Genomic DNA, 20,437 nt, shown 5'->3' with positions numbered 1-20,437 from the left:
GGGTAGAACCTCTCGAGATTAGTGCTGAGCCCCCAGGAGACTCTGCAGTTGCGCAAGCGTCCAGCTTACGGGGGCAATGTGTGGTTATTCGCAGGCGAACAGTCATGGCCAACGGCGAAGACGGGGCACGCGGATCGGCACGTATCCGTGCGCGACAGTACGAGACCTGACGGCGTTCCGGGCGAAAATCGATCAATTGTCCAGTTCTGGATCATCGGCTCAGGGTTCCCGGATAGTCCCTGGTCACGGTGCCGACATCCGCCGGCCGGGAAACGGTTACCCGATGCCGGCGGGGACGGACGCGAGCGGCACGCTCGGCACCGTCCGCATAGAATCGGAGTCGACCTCGCCCGCCGTCCGTCAGGAGTCAGCCTGTGCCCGTAGCGCCCGATCCCAACCCGTCTTTCGCGGCGTACGCCCATCCGGAACGGCTGGTGACTTCGGACTGGCTCGGTGGCCACCTCGGCTCCCCCAACATCAAGATCGTCGAATCGGACGAGGACGTCCTCCTCTACGACGTCGGGCACATCCCCGGGGCCGTGAAGATCGACTGGCACCTGGACCTCAACGATCCCGTCACCCGTGACTACATCGACGGCGAGGCATTCGCGGCGCTGATGAGCCGCAAGGGCATCCGCCGCGACGACACCGTGGTGATCTACGGCGACAAGAGCAACTGGTGGGCCGCCTACGCACTGTGGGTGTTCACCCTGTTCGGCCACGAGGACGTCCGACTCCTCGACGGCGGTCGGGACGCATGGATCGCGGAGAACCGCGAGACCACTCTCGACGTGCCGGAGAACAAGCCTACCGACTACCCGGTCGTGCAGCGGGTCGACGCCCCGATCCGAGCGTTCAAGGACGAGGTGCTCGGCCACCTCGGCACCGGCCCCCTGATCGACGTGCGTTCCCCGCAGGAATACACGGGTGAGCGCACCCACATGCCGGACTACCCGGAGGAGGGTGCGCTGCGCGGCGGCCACATCCCCAGCGCGGTCTCCATTCCGTGGGCCAAGGCCGCGGCACCGGACAGCAGGTTCCGCTCCCGGGCGGAGCTCGAGGAGATCTACGGCGCCTTCGCCCCGACCGACGACGTCATCGCCTACTGCCGGATCGGCGAGCGGTCGAGTCACACCTGGTTCGTCCTGACCCACCTGCTCGGCTTCGAGAAGGTCCGCAACTACGACGGTTCGTGGACCGAGTGGGGCAATGCGGTGCGAGTGCCGATCGTGCGGGGCGAGGAGCCCGGAGAGGTGCCGGCCACCGTATGAGCCTGCCCGAATCGCTCGCCGAGATCGTCGACGACTTCGCCGCCGTCGGGGCACAGGAGAAGTTGCAGCTGCTGCTCGAGTTCAGCCGGGAGCTGCCCGACCTCCCACCCGAACTCGAGCAGGCCGCGATGGAGCCGGTACCGGAATGCCAGTCGCCGCTGTTCCTCGCGGTCGACGCCGGCGATCGGGAGCACGTGCGGCTGCACTTCAGCGCGCCCCCGGAGGCGCCGACCACCCGGGGCTTCGCGTCGATCCTCCATCAGGGCCTCGACGGGCACAGCGCCGCGACGATCCTGGACGTGCCCGGCGACTTCTATTCCGCGCTCGGCCTGGCGGACGCGGTCAGCCCGCTGCGCCTGCGCGGGATGTCGGCGATGCTCGCCCGCATCAAGCGCCACCTCACCGCACCCTGATCGAGTGAACGGAACCGTTCACTCGATCAGATCGAACGAACGGCACGTTCACTCGGTCGTGCGGGGCCACCGATTCGCTACCGATCGGTAGCCTTCGCGCCTCGTGATCGGACGCGAGGGTGAAACAGCTATCCGATTACATCGGCACGTGAGACGGTGCATACACTCCGAAGCAATGCCCGAACACAACGAGCCGGGTCAGACCCCCGGCAGGGGATCCACCAGCGGCTACCCCTTGCGACCAACAGGAGGCTCAGTGCCCAGTCATGCCAGCGCGCACATCACCAAGGTGCTCGTCGCCAACCGCGGCGAGATCGCTGTGCGGGTCATCCGAGCCGCGAAGGATGCCGGATACGGCAGCGTCGCCGTCTACGCCGAGCCTGATGCGGACGCACAGTTCGTGAAGCTCGCCGACGAGGCCTTCGCCCTCGGTGGCCAGACCTCGGCCGAGTCGTACCTGGTCTTCGACAAGATCCTCGACGCAGCGAAGCGCTCCGGCGCCGACGCCATCCACCCCGGTTACGGCTTCCTGTCGGAGAACGCCGACTTCGCGCAGGCCGTCATCGACGCCGGGCTGATCTGGATCGGCCCCTCCCCGCAGTCGATCCGCGACCTCGGTGACAAGGTGACCGCGCGGCACATCGCCGAGCGCGCCAGCGCGCCGATGGCCGCGGGCACCAAGGATCCGGTCAAGAACGCCGACGAGGTCGTGGCGTTCGCCAAGGAGTACGGCGTCCCGGTCGCGATCAAGGCCGCCTTCGGTGGCGGTGGCCGCGGCATGAAGGTCGCGCACAGCATCGAGGAGATCCCGGAGCTGTTCGAGTCCGCGACCCGTGAGGCCATCGCCGCCTTCGGTCGCGGCGAGTGCTTCGTCGAGCAGTACCTCGACAAGGCCCGCCACGTCGAGGCCCAGGTCATCGCCGACATGCACGGCAACGTCGTCGTCGCGGGCACCCGCGACTGCTCGCTGCAGCGCCGCTTCCAGAAGCTCGTCGAGGAGGCCCCCGCTCCGTTCCTGACCGACGACCAGCGTTCGCGGATCCACAACTCCGCCAAGGCGATCTGCCGCGAGGCCGGCTACTACGGTGCGGGCACCGTCGAGTACCTCGTCCAGGGCGACACCGTCTCCTTCCTCGAGGTCAACACCCGCCTCCAGGTCGAGCACCCCGTCACCGAGGAGACCGCCGGCATCGACCTCGTGCGCCAGCAGTTCCGGATCGCCAACGGCGAGGCGCTCGAGTTCACCGAGGACCCGACCCCGCGCGGCCATTCGTTCGAGTTCCGCATCAACGGCGAGGACGCCGGCCGCGGCTTCCTGCCCGCCCCCGGCCCGATCAGCACCTACCGCGAGCCCACGGGCCCGGGTGTGCGCGTCGACTCCGGCGTCATCCAGGGCGACGTCATCGGCGGCCAGTTCGACTCGATGCTCGCCAAGCTGATCGTCACCGGCGAGAACCGCGAGCAGGCCCTGCAGCGCGCCGCGCGCGCCCTGGCCGAGTTCGAGGTCGACGGCCTGGCGACGGTCATCCCGTTCCACCGCCACATCGTCGAGAACCCAGCCTTCGTGGGCAACGGCGAGTCGTTCGACGTCTACACCAAGTGGATCGAGAACGAGTGGGACAACACCATCGAGCCGTACGCGGGTGTGGGTGCCGCGGCCGACGAGGACGAGGCGCTGCCGCGTCAGTCGGTGGTCGTCGAGGTCGGCGGCCGTCGCGTCGAGGTCTCGCTGCCCGGCCAGTTCTCGCTCGGCAGCGGCGGCGCCGCCAACGGTGCCGCCCGCAAGAAGCCGAAGGCGCGCAAGCGCGGCGGTGCCGGCGGCGGCGCCGCGTCCGGTGACGCCGTCACCGCGCCCATGCAGGGCACCGTCGTCAAGGTCGCCGTCGAGGAGGGTCAGGAGGTCGCCGAAGGCGATCTGATCGCCGTGCTCGAGGCTATGAAGATGGAGAACCCGGTCAACGCGCACAAGGCCGGCATCGTGACCGGTCTGGCCGTCGAGCCCGGCGCCGCCATCACCCAGGGCACGGTGCTCGCCGAGCTCAAGTAGCACAGGCACTTTCGCTGCGCCCCCGGTTGCCCAGGCAGCCGGGGGCGCAGTGCTGTGCGCACACTAGGCTGTGGCCATGGCAGACCTTCCCGAGATCCGGATCGGCACAGCCGAACGCGAGCAGGCGCTCGCGCAGCTGAGCGGCCACTTCAGCGACGGGCGGTTGACGGTGACCGAGTTCGACGAGCGCAGCGGACTGATCGCGTCCGCGACCACGCGCGGCGAACTCGTCCAGGTCTTCGCGGACCTGCCCGCTCAGCCCGGGACCACCGCTCCCACCCCCGAGCTGCCCGCGCCCGAAGAAGGGGACTCCCGACCGGACTGGGCCGGGCGCGTCATGGCCGTCGTCCCACTGATCGCACTGGTGCTGTTCTTCGTCACCCATTCCTGGCTGTGGTTCCTCGCGGTGCCGATCGCCGGTGCGCTGCTGTACGGCGGTGACCGCGAACGACGCAAGCGCGCCCGCAAGCGCGATCGCCGAGGCCGCGACTGATGGAACCGATCGAGGTCAACGCCGGCGCCTGGTACCTGCGAGCCCTGCGCGCCGACGACCGGGTGGACGACCGGCCCGCGCTCGCCGACGGCGGGATCGACGACCCGGACTACGTCGCCACCCGCACCGCGCAGTGGGCGGCCGACGAGCACTACTCGTGGGCGGTGTGCCAGCCGAACACCGGCGAACTGCTCGCCGAGGTCGTCCTGACCCCGGCCGGCTCCGACGCCGCCCTGACCGGTTGGGCACGGACCGGACACGAGGACGCCCTCGACACCGCGCTCGAGGTGGTCACGCGGTTCGCCGAGGGCGCCCTGGGGTTGACCGTCAGTCGCGGGTGAGCAGCCGCTCGCGCAGCGAGGCGAGGGCGGTGTCGGGCAGGCCCAGCCCGGTCGCGAAGTAGTTCTCGATGTCACCGAAATCGGTGTGCACCTGGTCGAGCGCGGCCTCGAGGTACGCCCGCCGCACACCGAGGATCGGCAGCAGGATGTCCGGGTTGCCGCCGGCGGCGCGGAACGAGTCGAAGACCGGCTCGAACGACGGGAGCAACTGTTCGTTGGTGAGCAGGTACTCGGTGAAGACGTCGACCTCGTCGACGCCGAGCAGCAACAGCAGGGACGCCGAGGCCCAGCCGGTCCGGTCCTTGCCGGTGGTGCAGTGGATCAGGGCCGGGGTGGTCGGGCCGTGCGCGAGCTCGGTGAACAGCGCCCGGTAGGACGCGACGGCGCTGGGCATCGTGATGAAGTCGCGGTAGCTGCCGAGCAGGTACTCGTTGGTGTCGCCGGTGCCGAGCAGCCTCTCCGCGAGGGCGGGATCGGTGAGGATCCCCTGCATCATCGCGGGGGCCGCACTGGGGTCGGCGTCGGCGAGCACGTCGAGCGCGATCTCCTTGGCGCCGAGCGGAATCCGGTCGGGTCGCAGCTCACGCTCGGCCGCCGTGCGCAGGTCGAACACGGCGGTGATGCCGAGCGCGTCCAGGGCCGCGACGTCACCGTCCGCGACCCGCCCGAGGTCGGTGGACCGGTACACCACGCCGGAGCGCACCCGGGCGCCGTCGGCGGCAGCGTAGCCGCCGAGGTCGCGCAGGTTCGGGACCGACGAGATGGGGATGGGGGCGCCGACGGGCGTGGTACTCATACCTGCACGGTAAACCACGATCGCGGCCCCCTCTCAGGCCCGCCCACGATTTCGTTCGATACTTGAACGAATCTGCTGGATACCGGCCTTCTCGTCGAGCAGTCGCGCGATCGCCGCGTCCAACTGGCGACTCCGCTCGTCGAGCTTGACCAGTGCAGCCTCGAGTTCGGCCGCCGGCGTGTCCGGCTCGTCACCGCACACGACGTGCAGCATCGAGGAGGCCTCGGCCAGCGACAGCCCCGACGCCAGCAGGCAGCGGATGTCGTCGACGGTTTTGGCGTCCTCGGCTCGGTAGCGCCGGTAGCCGTTGGCGTCGCGGCCGGGCGAGAGGACGCCGGCGTTCTCGTAGTGGCGGAGCATTCGTGCGGTCGCACCGGTGACCGCACTGAGTTCGCTGATCCGCATTCGGGCCTCCACCTTGACATTGACGTTAATGTCATACTTTACCTTGGCCGCATGACGAACGAAGCGAGTCGACCGAACGTAGTTCTCGTGGTGGCGCACCCGGATCCGGAGTCCGCGACCTGGGCCATCGGCCGCGCGATCGAGCAGGGGATCCGAACCGACGGAACCGCGACCGTGACGACACACGACCTGTCGAGATCGGGATTCGATCCCGTGTTCGGCGAGCAGGATCTCGCGCACTACCGCGGTCGCGCGACCGTTCCCGCCGACGTACTGCGCGAGCAGCAACTCCTCGATACCGCGGAGGTGGTCGTCCTCCTCTTCCCGGTGCACTGGTGGGCCATGCCCGCCCTCGCCAAGGGCTGGGTCGACCGGGTCTTCACGCGGGGCTGGGCCTACGACGACGGCCCGGGCGGTGGTCCGAGCGCGATCCGGGCACTGCACTTCGTCGGGGTCGCCGCCGTCGACGAGGCTTCCTACGATCGACGCGGATACAAGGAGTCGATGACGACCCAGATGCAGCACGGCATCGCCGGATACTCGCGAATCGAGGACGCGTCCGTTCAGCTGCTCTACGGCGCGGAGACCGCGGACCCGCTCGTGCACGAGCAGCTGGCCGCCCAGGGACACAAGATCGGCGCGGACATGGCCCGGCGCGCGCAACTCGTGTTCGATCGCGACACCGACGCCTGAGAAGAGCGCGGCCGGTCACTCCCCTGCCACCTGCCGGGTGGCGGCGTTGAGGGGATTCCACGGGTTCACCGTCGCGATCGACAGGATCAACGACGCCAGTTCCTGCTCGTCGTAGTGGCCTGCGGCCTCGTCCCGGGCCTCGCCCGGCACCGCGTCCGCACGGTCGCTGAGCCGGGTGACCGCCCCGCGCCAGCGCGAGGGCCGCACGCTCGGCGTCGGTGAAGTACGGCGTCTCCCGCCAGTCTGCGACGGCGAACATACGCTCGTCCGACTCGCCCGCCTTCTTCAGGTCGCGGGCGTGCATGTCGACGCAGACGCTGCAGCCGTTGATCCGGCCGGCCCGCAGATGAACCAGTGTGTGCGTCGTCGGCGCGACGCTCCCCTTCGCGCTCACCTCGTCGTTGCCGACCGCGCCCGGCCGGTACGGATCGACGCGGCGCTCGCGCGGGACCGAACCCGCCGCGCGGCGGTGGCTACCCTGTCAGCACCCGATCCAGCGCGTCGACGGCGGTGTCGAGTTCCGCGGAGGTCACCGTCAGCGGGGGACGGAATCGCAGCCCCCGCTCCCCGGTCCCGAGCATGAGCACGTGCTCACGCTCGCGAAGCTCCGTGAGCACCGCGTCGCGATGTCCGGCGGCGTCGAGCGTCACCGCACACATCAGTCCGCGGCCGCGCGGATCGGTGACGCACGCGTGCCGTGCCGCGAGGGCCGTCAGTCCGGCGAGCAGTTGCGAGCCGAGCAGCCGCGCGCGATCGATCAGCCGGTCCCGCTCGATCACCTCGAGGATCCGCCGGGCCCGCACCATGTCCGCGAGGTTGCCGCCCCAGGTGGAGTTGATCCGCGAGCTCACCCGAAAGACGTTCTCGGGCACCTCGTCCACCCGGCCGCCGGCCATGATGCCGCACACCTGCGTCTTCTTGCCGAACGCGACCACGTCCGGCTCGAGGCCGAGTTGCCGGTACGCCCAGGCCGATCCGGTCATGCCGACCCCGGTCTGTACCTCGTCGAGCACGAACAGGGCGTCCCGCTCGCGACACAAAGCCGCCATCGCCTGCAGGAATTCCGGCCGGAAGTGGTGGTCGCCGCCCTCACCCTGGATCGGCTCGGCGATGAAGCAGGCGATGTCGTCCGGGTTCTCGTCGAACGCCGCCCGCGCCTGGGCCAGGGCCCGCTCCTCGTCGGCGGCCACGTCTCGCCCGGACTCGAGGAACGGCGCGTCGATCCGCGGCCAGTCGAACTTCGGGAACCGGGCGACCTTGATCGGCTCGGTGTTGGTCAGCGACATGGTGTAGCCGCTGCGGCCGTGGAACGCGTGCGTCAGGTGCAGGACCTTGGTTCCCAGCGCCGGATCGCGGCCGCGCGCCTGGTTGTGCCTGCTCTTCCAGTCGAACGCGACCTTGAGTGCGTTCTCGACGGCCAGCGCGCCGCCGTCGACGAGGAACAGGTGCGGCAGCCGCGGGTCGCCGAGCACTCGGGCGAACGTCTGCACGAACCGCGCCATCGGCACGGTGTAGACGTCGGAGTTGCTCGGCTTGTTCACGGCGGCCTCCGCCAGTTCCGCGATGAACCGAGGGTCTCCGGCCAGGTCCGGGTGGTTCATGCCGAGGGCCGACGAGGCGAAGAAACCGAACATGTCCAGGTACTCGGTGCCGTCCCGCAGGTCCACCAGACACCGGCCGCGCGAGTTCTCGAGGTCGAGGACCAGGTCGAATCCGTCGACGAGCATGCTCGTCGACAACACGTCGAGCACCTGCTCCGGATCCAGGTTCGCGCCGCCGAAGCGGCGTCCGATCGCACCACTCATACGTTCAGGTTATGTCAAACATCCTGAATTAGGCATCTCAAACAGTAACTTTGCCTCTACTGGACTTCCCTGTCGTAAAATGTCTGCAAAACGATGGTGCTGCGAGTCCGGACGTTCGCGGTCGTGCGAATCTCCTGCAGCAACTGCTCGAGTTCGCGCGGCGACGCCACCCGCACCACCAGCACGTAGCTCTCCTCCCCCGCGACCGAGTGGCACGATCGAATCGCCGGGATGTGCGCGAGCCGGGCCGGCGCGTCGTCCGGGCTCGACGGATCGAACGGGGTGATCGCAACAAATGCCGACAACTCCTCCCCCAGTGCCGCCGGGTCGACGCGCGCGGAGTACCCGCGGATCACCCCGCGCGTCTCGAGCCTGCGGACGCGCGTCTGGACCGCGGAGACCGACAGCCCGGCCTTCTGCGCCAGCGTCGCCAGCGTCGCGCGGCCGTCGTCGACCAGTTCACGCACGAGCAGCGTGTCGATCTCGTCCAATGGCTCCGGCATCTGGGCAGGCTAACCCAGCACGCCCCGCCCACGTACCCACGAGGAGTGTTCGATGACCCGTACCGACAGCGCATCATTGCGTACCCGCGCCGACCGCGCGCTGCGCGCCTGCGGCGCCGCCGTCGAGGACTCCGGCGGCGACCTGCCCGCGCCCACCCCGATCGACGGCTCCGTCCTGTACCGGCTCGCGTCGAGTGACACCGCCGAGGTGGCGCAGGCGATCGACGATGCACACCAAGCCTTCTCGCGTTGGCGCGCCGTCCCCGCGCCGCAACGCGGCGCACTGGTCCGCCGGCTCGGGGAACTGCTGACCGAGCACAAGGCCGACCTCGCCGAGCTGGTCACCCTCGAGGCGGGAAAGGTCACCTCCGAGGCGCTCGGCGAGGTGCAGGAGATGATCGACATCTGCGAGTTCGCGGTCGGGTTGTCCCGACAGCTGTACGGGCGGACGATGGCCTCCGAGCGCCCCGGCCACCGGCTGATGGAGACCTGGCATCCGCTCGGCGTGGTCGGGGTGATCTCGGCCTTCAACTTCCCCGTCGCGGTGTGGTCCTGGAACACCGCACTCGCCCTGGTATGCGGAGACACCGTGGTGTGGAAACCGTCCGAGCTGACCCCGTTGACCGCGATCGCGTGTGATGCGTTGCTGCGCAGGGCCGCACGGGAGGTGGGCGCGCCGGACGGCGTGCACCGGCTGGTACTGGGTGCCGGGCAGGTCGGCGAGCAGCTGGTAGACGACCCGCGCGTGGCGCTGGTCAGCGCGACCGGCTCAGTGCGGATGGGCCGGGCGGTCGGGCCTCGGGTGGCGTCCCGATTCGGCCGATGCCTGCTGGAGCTGGGCGGCAACAACGCCGCCGTGGTCGCTCCGTCCGCGGACCTCGACCTCGCCGTGCGTGGAATCGTGTTCTCCGCGGCCGGAACCGCGGGCCAACGATGCACGAGCCTGCGCAGGCTGATCGTGCACGCCTCGATCGTCGACGCCGTCGTCGATCGCATCGCGGACGCGTACCGGCAGCTGCCGGTCGGGGACCCCGGACAGGACGGCGTGCTGGTCGGCCCGCTGATCCGCGAACAGTCCTGGGCCGCCATGGCATCCGCGCTGGACCGAGCGGGCGCCGACGGCGGGACGCTCGTCTGCGGTGGCGAACGACTCCCCCGCGACGGGGTGTACGTCACGCCCGCTCTGGTCCGGATGCCGGCGCAGACCGAGGTCGTGCGGGAGGAGACGTTCGCACCCATCCTGTACGTGCTCAGCTACGACACCCTCGACGAGGCGATCGCCCTGCACAACGACGTGCCGCAGGGGCTGTCCTCGGCCATCTTCACCCTCGACCAGCGCGAGGCCGAGCGGTTCCTGGCCGCCGACGGCTCCGACTGCGGGATCGCGAACGTGAACATCGGCACCTCCGGCGCGGAGATCGGCGGCGCGTTCGGTGGCGAGAAGGAGACCGGCGGGGGACGCGAATCCGGTTCCGACGCGTGGAAGGCGTACATGCGCCGGGCCACGAACACCGTCAACTACTCCGACCAACTGCCGCTCGCGCAGGGCGTCAGGTTCGAGTGATGCGGCTCCGCCGCAGTGGTGCGTTTTCGGAGTCCGGGCCCTCCGTATCCGCACCACTGCGCGTCAGCGCCTGAACCCGATCGTCGTAGTCCGCGCGACCTGCCGGGTCGACGGAGGTGACCGCCCGGTTCCCGCCGACCGCCCGGCGCACCAGGGCGATCAGGGGCTCGGGGGCCAGCGCCAGACCGAGGTCGAGAGCGGCCAGGTAGCCGGGCACCGGGGTCTGCGCCCGGCGAGTGCGGCAGGTGCGTACGACCGCGGCGGCGATGTCCTCCGGGTCCACGGTCGGCAGCCCCTTGCCGAGCGGCAGTCCCGAGGTGAGCGTGGTGCGCACCGCGCTCGGCAGGACGGTGGACACGCTCACCCCGTGCTCGGCGAACTCCAGTCGCGCGGTCGACGAGAGCCCGACGGCGGCGAACTTGCTCGCGTTGTACACGGCCAGGCCCGGGATGGCGATCTTCCCGGCGAGCGAGGCGACGTTGACGACGTGTCCGCGACCGCGCTCGATCATCGCCGGCACGACCGCCCGCATGCCGTGGATCAGGCCCCACACGTTGACGTCGATCGTCGCCTCGCCGATCTCGTCGGACTCGTCGAGGAACGGCGCGACCGGCATCACCCCGGCGTTGCCGACGAGCACGTCGATCGGCCCGAGATCCCCGACCACCGCCGCCACACAGGCGTCCCAGGAGGCTCGGGTGCGTACGTCCAGGGTGTACGCCCGTGCCGCCGAACCGATCTCGGCGGCGACCTCGTCGGCAGCGGTGCGATCGAGGTCGGCGACCGCCACCCGCGCGCCGCGAGCGACCATCGCGAGCGTGGTGGCCCGGCCGATGCCGCGGCCGCCGCCGGTGACGAGGACGACTGCTCCGCGCAGGTCGATCTCCGGGTACTTCATCACACCGTCACCTCGTATGCTCGTTCGTCGAATTCGTTCAGGCGCCGCACCATCCGGTCCGTCGACCAGGGCCAGTTGAAGCTGTTGCGGCCGTTCACATCCAGGAAGTAGCTCTGGCACCCGCCGGCGTTGTAGACGGTGGTGGCCAGCGCCTGCTGCACGTCGGCGTTGAACGCCGCCTGCACCTCGGGCCGGGTCTCCATCCGCGTCCAGCCGCCCGCGCGGGCCGCCGCGATCGCCTGCGCCATGTACTCGAGCTGGGCCTCGAGGATCATGAACGCAGAGGTGTGCCCGGTGCCGAGCGCTGGCCCGAGCAGCACGTAGGCGTTGGGGAACCCGGCGACGGTGGTGCCGAGGTACGCCTGGGGGCTGCCCTTCCAGTGGTCGTCGAGGCTGCTGCCGCCGCCGTCGAAGACCTTGCTGCCGATGGGCATGTCCAGGATGTGGAACCCGGTGCCGAAGATGATGGCGTCGACCTCCCGCTCCGCGCCGTCGGCGCCGATGACGGTGTTCCCGCGTACGGCCGCGACCGCGTTCGCGTGCACCTCGACGTTCGGTCTCGTCAGCGCCGGGTAGTAGGTGTTCGACATCAGCAGGCGTTTGCAGCCCAGGGTGTAGTCGGGGGTGAGTGCCTTGCGCAGTTCGGGGTCGCGGACCTGGGCACGCAACTGCGCCTTGCCGATCTGCTGCACGATCCGCAGGATCCACGGGTGCCGGAACCCGACGCCGAGGGCCTCCATGATCGTGTACTCGGCGGTTCGCAGCGCCCTGTGTGCGCCCGGGATGCGGCGCATCGCCCAGCGCTCGATCCGGGGAACGTAGTGGTCGGGCTTGGGCAGCACCCACTGCGCGGTGCGCTGGTACAGGTGCAGCCGCGCCACCTCGGGCTGGATCGCGGGCACGAATTGCACTGCGGAGGCACCGGTCCCGACCACCGCGACCCGTTTGCCGGTCAGGTCGTAGGCGTGGTTCCACCGGGACGAGTGGAAGACCTCCCCGGTGAACGTGTCCAGGCCGGGAATGTCGGGCGTCAGCGGTTCGTTCCACGGACCCGCGGCGGCGACGACGGAGTTCGCGGTGAACGTGCCCGCCGAGGTCTCCAGGATCCACCGCCTGGTCGGTTCGTCCCATTGGGCGCGGGTCATCTCGGTGCCGAACCGCACGTGCGCGTCGATCCCGTGCTCGGCGGCGGTCCGGTCGATGTACCGGCGGATCTCCTCCTGCCCGGCGAAGAGCCGGGTCCACTCGGGGTTCGGCGCGAACGAGTAGGAGTAGAGGCCGGACGGGACGTCGCACGCGCAGCCGGGATAGCTGTTGTCGCGCCAGGTCCCGCCGAGCGAGTCGCTCTTCTCGAGGATCGCGAAATCGGTGATCCCCATCCTGCGCAGGGTGATCGCCGCGCCGATGCCGGAGATCCCGGCGCCGACGACGAGGAACTCGTGATGCTGTGCTTGCGTCATCGCACGTCTCCCGTTGCGAGTTGGTGGGCCACGGCGGCCCTGGTGGTCCGCAGCGAGGACTCGAGGGTGGCCAGTCGTCTGCGGTCGTCCATGAAATTCGGGCCCATCACGGCCAGGTCCTCGGCGGTGGCGTCGAGCCGGATCACCCGCGTGCCCGCCGCCTCGACGGCGGCGACCTCGGCGTCCAGGCCGGCACTCATCCAGCCGCGCAGGACCAGACGCTCGGCGCGAGCCGCGCCGCGGCCGGGGACCCGTCCACTGGAAGCCATCGGCGCCAACACCACCAGTTCGTCGAGTTCGAGCTGCGCGACCAGGTCCGCCGAGGCGGTCGAGGCCGCGCCGCCGTCGACGAACCGGCGGTCGCCGACCCGCACGGGCGGGAACCAGCCCGGGATCGCCCAGGAGGCACGAAGAGCCTGCGAGAGCGTCGCCTCCGGGGCACCCGGCGAGCCGAAGGCGACGCGCTCCCCGCTGTCGTAGTCCATCGCGACGAGCCAGGTCGCGGGGTGCGACACCCACCCGCCGCCCGGGGCCATGCCGAGCGCGAGCCGGTGCAGCCAGCCGGCGTCGCCACCGCCGGCCGGGAGCAGGCCGCTGAGCGCGGTGACGGGCGCGACCTCGCGGCGCAGGCCGGAACGCGCCAGCCGCGGCGAGCCGAGCCCCAACCGCGGACGCGGCGGGAACCGGCCCGGCGCGTCGGCGAGGTGAGTGCGCAGCACCGGATCGGTGACCTGCTCCCCGAGTTGCATGGCGAGCATTTCGTCGACGCCGACGCCGCCGCCGAGCATGGTGACCAGTTCCGCGCCCGCCGAGGTGCCGACCAGCACCTCGGCCTCGCGCGGGTCCCAGTCCAGCGCGTCGCGGACCGCCGCCAGCGCCGCGACGGTCCACGCCGCACCGAGCGTGCCGCCGCAGCCGACCACCAGGCCCCGACGGAGTTGTCTGTCACTCGAAGTCATATTCAGAAACTAGCAGTATTCGAATACGATGGGTATGCCAAATTCGAAGTTTTCTCGGAACGGAGTTGCGATGGCGCGAATGACCAGGTCGGAGAGTCAGGCCCAGACCAGGGCACACCTGATCTCGACCGCCCGCGACCTGTTCCTCACCGACGGATACGCCGTCACCTCGCTCGAGAAGGTCGCCGAGGAGGCCGGCTACTCCAAGGGCGCGGTGTACTCGAACTTCGGTAGCAAGAAGGAGCTCTGCCTGGAGGTGTTGCAGCTGATCCACGCCACCAAGGGCGCGGAGGTCGCAGCGGTACTGGCGCGGCAGGCGCCGCTGGAGGAGCGGCTCGCCGCGTTCGAGGAGTGGGCGGAGCGGACCCTCGGCGACGTCGGGTGGACGATGCTCGAGTTCGAGGTCATCGTGCTGGCCCGTCACGACCCGGAACTGCGGGCCGCGCTCGGCGCCGGCCTCGGCACGGTGCACGGCATGGTCGCCGCCCTGCTCACCTCGCTCGCGGCGTCCGGTGAGGTCACTCTGCCGATGTCGGTCGAGGACGCGGCGACAAGCATGCTGAGCATGGGCGTGGGCCTGGGCATCCAACGCGCCGTCGACCCGTCGATCTCCATCGGCGTCGTCACCCGGAACCTCCGCGCGCTTCTCACCACTGCACGCCCGACGGATCTACCCTCACAGGCGTGACGAACTGGCCGAAACTCGCGCACGACATCGCGGAGGACGTTCTGTTCCCGGCCGCGGGCAGCGTCGACGCCGACGGTGAGATCCCGGTGAGCCACTTCGAGGCACTGGCCGAGGCCGGCTTCTACGCCCTCGCGGCGCCGCCCGAGTCCGGCGGCCCCACACTCGAACTCGAAGACCTGGTCGCCGTGGTGGAGACGCTGTGCGGCGGATGCCTGGCCACCAGCTTCACCTGGATGCAGCACCACGGCGTGGTCACCGGACTCGCAGGCAGCCCCAATCTGGCACTGCGCGAACGGTACTGGGACGGCCTGCTGGACGGAACGGTCCGCGCCGGGGTCGCCTTCGCCGGGGCGATCCCACAACCACCGCTGCTGTACGCGCGCCGGGTCGACGGCGGCTACGTCCTGGACGGGGTGGCGCCCTTCGTCACCGGCTGGGGCATCGTCGACGTCCTGCAACTGAGCGCGCGTGACGAGTTCGACGACTCGATCGTGCACGCGCTCGTCGACGCCGGCCCGGCCGACGGGATCGCGGTCGAGGACCTGCCGCTGATCGCGGCCCGCGGCAGCAACACCGTGCGCATGCGCTTCGACGGATACGAGGTGTCCGACGACCGAGTCGCGAACGTGGCCTCCCCCGAGCAGTTCCGGGCCGGGCAGACCTTCGGATCGTGGCTCAACGCCTGCATGGCGACTGGCGTGACGCGCCGCTGCCTCGTCGAACTCGCCGAGACGGGTTGTGACACAACCCGACTGGCGGACGAGGTGTCGGGCGTGCGCGCGAACCTCGACGCCGCGCAATCCGGTCGCGGAGACCTCTTCGCCGCGCGCGCTCAGGCCTCCGAGCTAGCGTTGCGCGCCGCCGCCGCGCTAGTGGCGGCCACCGGTAGTGCCGCGGCGCTCAGTGGCAGCACCGCCGAACGGCTCGTGCGGGAGGCGACCCTGACGATGGTCGCCGCGTCCCGGCCACAGATCAGGTCGGCGCTGCTGGACCGGTTCGGCGCGAACGCGGAACACTGACCGAACGACGAGTCGCAGGGGTGTGGGTAGCCCCACCCTCGGCCCTCCAGCCAGCCCCCTCGAACCGACAACACTCTTCGGGAAACATCGCAGTCATGACATTCACCGACTTCCTCCGCGCGCCCGTGGCCGCGAAGACCTGGCGCGAGGCGGGCTATCTGGCGGCCTCGTCGGCGGTCGCCTTCATCGGCTTCACCTACCTGTTCGTGGGCACAATTTTCGGCACCGTGCTCGTCGTCACGCTGATCGGGATCCCACTGCTCGCGGCGATGATCGTGGGCGCGAGGGGATTCGGCCTGCTCCACCGCCGACTCGGTGCGGCGCTGCTGCGCCTCCACGTCGAGGAACCGCCCGCGTTCGCGCCGCGGCCCGGGGTTCTCGGCTTCGTCCGTTCCTGCCTGACCGACCGGACGGGCTGGCGCGCAGTGCTGTTCGTGCTGATCAAGTCCGTCCTGTCGGTGGTGTCGGTGTTCGGCGCACTGCTGTTCACGGCGACGGCCGCGTTCCTGACCGCGTCACCGCTGCTGTGGTGGCTGGTCGACCCCGTCAACGTCGACGGCTCCGGCACGCCCCGGCACTCGATCGCCCAGTTCGGCGACGTCTACTTCGACACCTGGCCGGAGGTGCTGGCGTTGTCGGCCGTCGGCATCGTCGGACTGTTCCTGGCGCCGTGGCCGATCCGCTGGCTGGCCTCGCTCGACCGCACCCTGATCCAGCTCCTGCTCGGCCCGTCCCCGCGCGATCGCCGGGTCGAGGAACTCGAACGCAGCCGCTCCGCGGCGGTCGAGGACTCCGCGACCAGGCTGCGGCGCGTCGAACGCGACCTGCACGACGGCACCCAGGCCCGGCTGGTGGCCATGGCCATGACCCTCGGCCGCGCCGAGGAACGCATCGCGACCGGTCAGGATCCGTCCGACCTGGTGCACGACGCGCACTCGGCGGCAAAGGATGCGCTCGTCGAGCTGCGGGAGATGGTCCGCGGCATCCATCCGCCCGCCCTGGACCTGGGGCTCGGTCCGGCACTCGAGACGCTGTCCGCCCGCAGCGCCGTCCCGGTGGAACTGTCCGTCGCGATCGATCCGCGGCCCTCGCGCGGAACCGAGACCATCGCCTACTTCACCGTCGCGGAACTGTTGACCAACACCGCCCGCCACTCGAGTGCGACGCGGGCCTGGGTGTCCGCCAGGTCGCACGGCGATTCGCTGTCGGTCGTGGTGCGCGACAACGGTGTCGGCGGGGCCGTCGTGGGTGCGGGCAGCGGGCTCGCCGGCCTGGCGGCACGGGCCGGCACCGTGGACGGATCACTGCTCGTGGACAGCCCGGTCGGCGGCCCGACGGTGGTCACCCTCCGCCTGCCGGTCGACGGGAAGCACTGATGCGCATCGTGATCGCCGAGGACAACGCGATCCTCCGGGACGGTCTCGCCCAGTTGCTGATCGAGCGCGGCCACGAGGTGCCCGCCATCGTCGGCGACGCGACCTCGCTCGGCGACGCGGTCGAGGCGCACCGACCGGACGTCGCGGTGGTCGACATCCGGATGCCCCCGACGTTCACCGACGAGGGTCTCGTCGAGGCGGTGGCGCTGCGCCGCAGGTTCCCGGAGGTCGGGGTGCTGGTGTTCTCGCAGTGGGTCGAGACCCGCTACGCCACCGAACTTCTCGGGGGCCGAGCGGCTGGGGTCGGGTACCTGCTCAAGGACCGGGTGGCCGACGTCGCCGAGTTCGTCGGCGCGCTGGAACGGGTCGCGGCGGGCGGCACCGCACTCGACCCGGAGGTGGTGACGCAGTTGATGGGCTCGAGCAGGAGAACCGAGGCGCTGGACCGGCTGACGCCACGCGAACGCGAGGTCCTCGGCCTCATGGCGCAGGGACTGTCGAATTCGGCGCTCGCCGCGTCGCTGCGGGTCACCGAGCGAGCCGTGGAGAAGCACATCGGGAACATCTTCACCAAGCTGGACCTGCCGCCGTCGGACGGGCACCACCGCCGGGTCCTGGCGGTACTGCGCTATCTGGACTGATCGAGCGCCCGACCCGCGCACACCCGCTCGACGTGCCCACGAATGACGTCCGCCACCAACACCGGGTCCTCCAGCATCGGCACGTGTCCGACCCCGGGCAGCACCGTGACGGAGGCCGCGGACGGCAATTCGTCGAGGAACCTGCGCGCGTACCGCTCGACGGGCAACAGCACGTCGTGGTCGCACAGCACCAGTCGGGTGGGCGCCTGCACCGCACCCAGTCCTCGAATCCCGCCGTCCCGCAGCCCCATCCACTCGGTCGGCAGGTAGGCGCTGCAGTGCGTGGCGGCCCGCACGACGGTCCGGAAATCCCGCTCGGTCACCGCGTCCACGTCACGACTGAGCAGCCGCAACGACTGCCTGCGCACCAGCGGGATCCGGGCCGCCGCGTCGCCGAGCGCCCTGCCGAGGCCGATCAGCGGAGCCAGTCCCAAGAAGATCGCGCCCAACCGCAGCTCGTCGCACGACGGGTTCACCCAACCGCCCGCCGGCGCGATCGCGGTCACCGATCTGGCGCGTCCGCGTCGTTCGAGTTCGAAGGCGAGCCATCCGCCGAGCGAGTTCCCGACCAGGTGGCAGGTGTCCCACCCGAGGCCGTCGAGCACCCGTTCCAGTCCGTCGGCGAACGAGCCGATGCTCACGTCCCGGGCCCGTATCGGCTCGCCGCACCAGTGGCCGGGCAACGACGCCGCCAGCACGTCGTACTCGGCCGCGAGCAGGTCGGCGGTCGTGTGCCAGACGTGGTGAGAGAGCGCGAACGGGTGGATCAGCAGCACTGGGTCACCGCTGCCCACCCTGCGATACGGAGTCCCACTCGAGTCCATTTCTCCACGGTAGGACGGCGAACACCCCGATTCTGTGGTTTCCGTCCAACCGCCCTGTCGGAGCGGCTGCTACTCGCCCGCGTCGATGACGGTCCTGAGGGTGGCGAGCTTCTCGGCGGTGAGACCCGGGGGTCGCAGGACTGCATTCCATCCGTCGACGTACTCGCTGGTGTACGTGTGGCCGTGACCACCCGGAACGCCGGTGGAGAACGGTAGGTCGGCGGTGATCTGCCAGAACGTCACGAACGGTATCCAGACCATGTCCTCGAGCACGTCCCGCCCGGGCGCCTGACCGATCCAGTCCGGCTCGGTCAGGATCAGGTTCGGACTCCACCAGACGATGGGGTCGGAGGGATGCATCAGGTACAGCACGCGGCTGCCGTCCCACGGGCTACCGGTGGGAGGAATTCCGCCCTCGGGGTCGTTGCTGAAGCGCACTGTCCGCCCGTCCTTGTAGACCGGCTCGACCTCCGGGCTCCCCGCATCCCGCCGATCGCTGAACTCACGGAACAGGGTGTTGAAATTGGGAGGACCGGCGAACAACGTTCCCGAGGTTCGGTTGCGCAGGTCGTACTCACCGCTGAAGGCGGTCTCGCCGCCGAACGAGCCCAGGCTCTCGCCTGCGACGAACAGTCGGGGCCGGTGGTCCTGCGGCAATTTGGACCACACGTCGTACACCGCGTCGAACAGGTCGCGCCCGGCTTCCCGGGCTTTCGACTGGTCGACCAGGTACGAAATCCACGACGGCAGATACGAGTACTGGATCGCCACGGTCGCCGCGTCGCCGCCGGTGAGGTACTCGAAGGTGTCCACCAGGGCCGGGTCCACCCATCCGCTCCCGGTCGTCGTCACCACGAGCAGGTTGCCGCGCTGGAAACCCCCGGTCCGGGTGAGGTCCTCGACCGCCAACGCCGCGCGGGACTCGGAGTCCGCCGACGACGCCAGACCGGCATAGATGCGAATCGGTTCCACGGCCGGGTGGTCGACGAACTGGCCGATCTGATCGGTCGACGGGCCCGCGCCGATGAAGCTGCGCCCCTGCCACCCGAGCGAATCCCACGGCACCACCGATCCGGGGCCGCCCGAGCGCAGGCCGGTCACCGGCTGCTGCACTCCTTCGGGGGTCTTCGTGTCCCGCAACGAGAAGGCCTCGTTGGCGACACCGACGAGGCCGCCGAGCAGCAGCCCCGACACCACCGCGTAGACGAGTCCGGCAACCAGAAACCAACCGACGACCCTCGCCGCCCGCCGCCCGATCCACCGGTCGAGCAGCCCCGCGCTCCAGCGGTACAGGCCGCGGATGCCGCGCCCGAGCGCCAGGATGAGGCAGAACACCGCCGCCGCGATGACGGGTGCGAGAACCACGAGCGGGATGCTGTGCTCGGTCACACCCATCAGGGCGCGGATCTGGTGCTGCCAGTACTGCCCGATGCCGAACGCGGCGGCGAACAGCACCACCGCGACGACGAGGAAAACGCGCCAGGCGCCGCGTCGTGGACGCCGAGTCCCTCGGTCGGCGAACGCGCGCCAGACGAATGCCGCGAACACCCCCAGCCCGTACCCGATCGCCGCGGTGATCCCACAGACCGCCCCCTGCAGGAGGCCGCCGCGCGGCAGCAGCGACGGCGTGAACGAGAGGCACGCGAACACGAGTGCGCCCCAACACCCCGGAAGGGTGACGTACAGCAGCTTCCGGTGCTCGCCGGACTCGGGCGGTACACCGTCGTCGACTCCGGCGCCCGGCGGACCGCCGGACGAGTCCAGGACCTTCGGCGCCATGGCCACCTCCACTTACCGCTCCGGCTACTCCCAGCCGGAGCTCGGAATCCAGGTCCAGATCGCCCAGATGACCACGACGTCGAGCGCGATGATCAGGCCCGCCCACGCGGGGTCGTACGGCAGCCACAGGAAGTTGACGACGATCGACAGTCCCGCGATGACGATCGCCAACGTCCGCGCCCAGATCCCGGCTCCGAACAGCGCGAGGCCCACCAGCGCGACGACCACACCGAGCACGATGTGGATCCAACCCCAGACGGTCAGATCGAGCTCGTACGTGTAGTCGACGCCGACCGTGAAGACCTCGTCGTTGCCGACCGCGGCGATCCCCTGAAGAACCTGGAGCACACCGACGGTGACGAGGAGGATTGCGGCCCCGATCGACGTGCCGGCCGCGACTTGCTGTTTGTGGCTCAACTGATCGGACACGACGGTTCACCTCTCCGGAGTCGGATGTGCTGC

21 protein-coding genes and 1 pseudogene are annotated in these 20,437 nt (G+C 70.1%); 11 read left to right on the top strand and 11 right to left on the bottom strand.

Annotated features, from left to right (window positions below; all coding sequences use genetic code 11):
• Positions 1–374 precede the first annotated feature (374 nt).
• The 5 genes from ACFVH2_RS03845 (at position 375) to ACFVH2_RS03825 (ending at position 4,565) form a co-directional block, all read left to right on the top strand.
• Positions 375–1,271: a sulfurtransferase gene (locus tag ACFVH2_RS03845; protein WP_378422426.1), complete on the top strand. Its 897-nt coding sequence runs from the start codon at positions 375–377 to the stop codon at positions 1,269–1,271.
• Positions 1,268–1,684: a SufE family protein gene (locus tag ACFVH2_RS03840; RefSeq protein WP_378422424.1), complete on the top strand. Its 417-nt coding sequence runs from the start codon at positions 1,268–1,270 to the stop codon at positions 1,682–1,684. The genes ACFVH2_RS03845 and ACFVH2_RS03840 overlap by 4 nt, the downstream gene beginning before the upstream one ends.
• A 256-nt stretch (positions 1,685–1,940) precedes the next feature.
• Positions 1,941–3,731, top strand: a complete 1,791-nt coding sequence (locus ACFVH2_RS03835; protein ID WP_378422422.1) for an acetyl/propionyl/methylcrotonyl-CoA carboxylase subunit alpha — start codon at positions 1,941–1,943, stop codon at positions 3,729–3,731.
• 76 nt (positions 3,732–3,807) lie between these two features.
• A complete protein-coding gene (locus ACFVH2_RS03830; RefSeq protein ID WP_378422420.1) occupies positions 3,808–4,224 on the top strand; it encodes a DUF1707 domain-containing protein in 417 nt (138 codons plus the stop codon).
• A complete protein-coding gene (locus ACFVH2_RS03825) occupies positions 4,224–4,565 on the top strand; it encodes a hypothetical protein (RefSeq protein ID WP_378422418.1) in 342 nt (113 codons plus the stop codon). Before ACFVH2_RS03830 ends, ACFVH2_RS03825 begins: the two co-directional genes overlap by 1 nt.
• On the opposite strand, the gene ACFVH2_RS03820 is transcribed toward ACFVH2_RS03825, so the two are convergent.
• Positions 4,552–5,361 carry a tyrosine-protein phosphatase gene (locus tag ACFVH2_RS03820; protein ID WP_378422416.1) on the bottom strand — a complete coding sequence of 270 codons (810 nt, stop codon included), beginning with the start codon at positions 5,359–5,361 and terminating at the stop codon, positions 4,552–4,554. The two genes, ACFVH2_RS03825 and ACFVH2_RS03820, sit on opposite strands and share 14 nt — an antisense overlap.
• Before the next feature lie 33 nt (positions 5,362–5,394).
• Entirely contained in the window at positions 5,395–5,766 is a 372-nt protein-coding gene (locus ACFVH2_RS03815) for a MerR family transcriptional regulator (RefSeq protein ID WP_378422415.1), read from the bottom strand.
• 51 nt (positions 5,767–5,817) lie between these two features.
• Here ACFVH2_RS03815 and ACFVH2_RS03810 point away from each other — a divergent pair, with 51 nt between their 5' ends.
• A complete protein-coding gene (locus ACFVH2_RS03810) occupies positions 5,818–6,459 on the top strand; it encodes an NAD(P)H-dependent oxidoreductase (RefSeq protein WP_378422413.1) in 642 nt (213 codons plus the stop codon).
• 15 nt (positions 6,460–6,474) lie between these two features.
• On the opposite strand, the pseudogene ACFVH2_RS03805 reads toward ACFVH2_RS03810, so the two are convergent.
• The 3 genes and pseudogenes from ACFVH2_RS03805 to ACFVH2_RS03795 all read right to left on the bottom strand — a co-directional run.
• Positions 6,475–6,838: pseudogene (locus ACFVH2_RS03805) on the bottom strand (carboxymuconolactone decarboxylase family protein); the annotation flags it as partial.
• A 94-nt stretch (positions 6,839–6,932) separates the two neighbouring features.
• Positions 6,933–8,264: an L-lysine 6-transaminase gene (lat, locus tag ACFVH2_RS03800; RefSeq protein WP_378422411.1), complete on the bottom strand. Its 1,332-nt coding sequence runs from the start codon at positions 8,262–8,264 to the stop codon at positions 6,933–6,935.
• Positions 8,265–8,320: 56 nt separating this feature from the next.
• Positions 8,321–8,767: an Lrp/AsnC family transcriptional regulator gene (locus tag ACFVH2_RS03795; protein WP_378422408.1), complete on the bottom strand. Its 447-nt coding sequence runs from the start codon at positions 8,765–8,767 to the stop codon at positions 8,321–8,323.
• 52 nt (positions 8,768–8,819) lie between these two features.
• Between ACFVH2_RS03795 and ACFVH2_RS03790 the strand changes: the two genes are divergently transcribed.
• Positions 8,820–10,331, top strand: coding sequence for an aldehyde dehydrogenase family protein (locus tag ACFVH2_RS03790; RefSeq protein WP_378422406.1), 1,512 nt, complete (start codon positions 8,820–8,822; stop codon positions 10,329–10,331).
• Here the strand turns inward: ACFVH2_RS03790 and ACFVH2_RS03785 are convergent.
• Genes ACFVH2_RS03785 through ACFVH2_RS03775 form a run of 3 tightly spaced genes read right to left on the bottom strand, consistent with a single transcriptional unit; the run spans position 10,318 to position 13,648 of the window.
• Positions 10,318–11,229 carry an SDR family oxidoreductase gene (locus ACFVH2_RS03785; protein ID WP_378422405.1) on the bottom strand — a complete coding sequence of 304 codons (912 nt, stop codon included), beginning with the start codon at positions 11,227–11,229 and terminating at the stop codon, positions 10,318–10,320. The genes ACFVH2_RS03790 and ACFVH2_RS03785 overlap by 14 nt on opposite strands.
• Complete coding sequence (locus ACFVH2_RS03780; RefSeq protein WP_378422403.1) at positions 11,229–12,689, bottom strand: flavin-containing monooxygenase; 1,461 nt, start codon at positions 12,687–12,689, stop codon at positions 11,229–11,231. The genes ACFVH2_RS03785 and ACFVH2_RS03780 overlap by 1 nt, the downstream gene beginning before the upstream one ends.
• Positions 12,686–13,648: a patatin-like phospholipase family protein gene (locus ACFVH2_RS03775; protein WP_378422401.1), complete on the bottom strand. Its 963-nt coding sequence runs from the start codon at positions 13,646–13,648 to the stop codon at positions 12,686–12,688. Before ACFVH2_RS03775 ends, ACFVH2_RS03780 begins: the two co-directional genes overlap by 4 nt.
• 70 nt (positions 13,649–13,718) lie before the next feature.
• Here ACFVH2_RS03775 and ACFVH2_RS03770 point away from each other — a divergent pair, with 70 nt between their 5' ends.
• The 4 genes from ACFVH2_RS03770 to ACFVH2_RS03755 all read left to right on the top strand — a co-directional run bounded on the left by ACFVH2_RS03770 (position 13,719) and on the right by ACFVH2_RS03755 (position 17,372).
• A complete protein-coding gene (locus ACFVH2_RS03770) occupies positions 13,719–14,336 on the top strand; it encodes a TetR/AcrR family transcriptional regulator (protein WP_378422399.1) in 618 nt (205 codons plus the stop codon).
• Complete coding sequence (locus tag ACFVH2_RS03765) at positions 14,333–15,355, top strand: acyl-CoA dehydrogenase family protein (protein ID WP_378422398.1); 1,023 nt, start codon at positions 14,333–14,335, stop codon at positions 15,353–15,355. Before ACFVH2_RS03770 ends, ACFVH2_RS03765 begins: the two co-directional genes overlap by 4 nt.
• 95 nt (positions 15,356–15,450) lie before the next feature.
• Positions 15,451–16,731 carry a sensor histidine kinase gene (locus tag ACFVH2_RS03760; protein ID WP_378422396.1) on the top strand — a complete coding sequence of 427 codons (1,281 nt, stop codon included), beginning with the start codon at positions 15,451–15,453 and terminating at the stop codon, positions 16,729–16,731.
• Positions 16,731–17,372, top strand: coding sequence for a LuxR C-terminal-related transcriptional regulator (locus ACFVH2_RS03755; RefSeq protein WP_378422394.1), 642 nt, complete (start codon positions 16,731–16,733; stop codon positions 17,370–17,372). Before ACFVH2_RS03760 ends, ACFVH2_RS03755 begins: the two co-directional genes overlap by 1 nt.
• Here ACFVH2_RS03755 and ACFVH2_RS03750 read toward each other — a convergent pair.
• The 3 genes from ACFVH2_RS03750 to ACFVH2_RS03740 all read right to left on the bottom strand — a co-directional run bounded on the left by ACFVH2_RS03750 (position 17,360) and on the right by ACFVH2_RS03740 (position 20,404).
• On the bottom strand, positions 17,360–18,196 hold the full coding sequence (locus ACFVH2_RS03750; protein WP_378422392.1) for an alpha/beta fold hydrolase: 837 nt from the start codon (positions 18,194–18,196) through the stop codon (positions 17,360–17,362). The genes ACFVH2_RS03755 and ACFVH2_RS03750 overlap by 13 nt on opposite strands.
• 69 nt (positions 18,197–18,265) lie before the next feature.
• Positions 18,266–19,975: an alpha/beta hydrolase gene (locus ACFVH2_RS03745; RefSeq protein WP_378422391.1), complete on the bottom strand. Its 1,710-nt coding sequence runs from the start codon at positions 19,973–19,975 to the stop codon at positions 18,266–18,268.
• Between the two features lie 24 nt (positions 19,976–19,999).
• Positions 20,000–20,404, bottom strand: a complete 405-nt coding sequence (locus ACFVH2_RS03740) for a hypothetical protein (RefSeq protein WP_378422389.1) — start codon at positions 20,402–20,404, stop codon at positions 20,000–20,002.
• Positions 20,405–20,437 lie beyond the last annotated feature (33 nt).

The sequence above is a fragment of the Rhodococcus sp. NPDC127527 genome (assembly GCF_042672245.1).
In the GTDB taxonomy this organism is placed as follows: Bacteria; Actinomycetota; Actinomycetes; order Mycobacteriales; family Mycobacteriaceae; genus Rhodococcus_G.
Note: the sequence above shows the minus strand (reverse complement) of the source record. Positions and strands in the feature narration are given on the sequence as shown.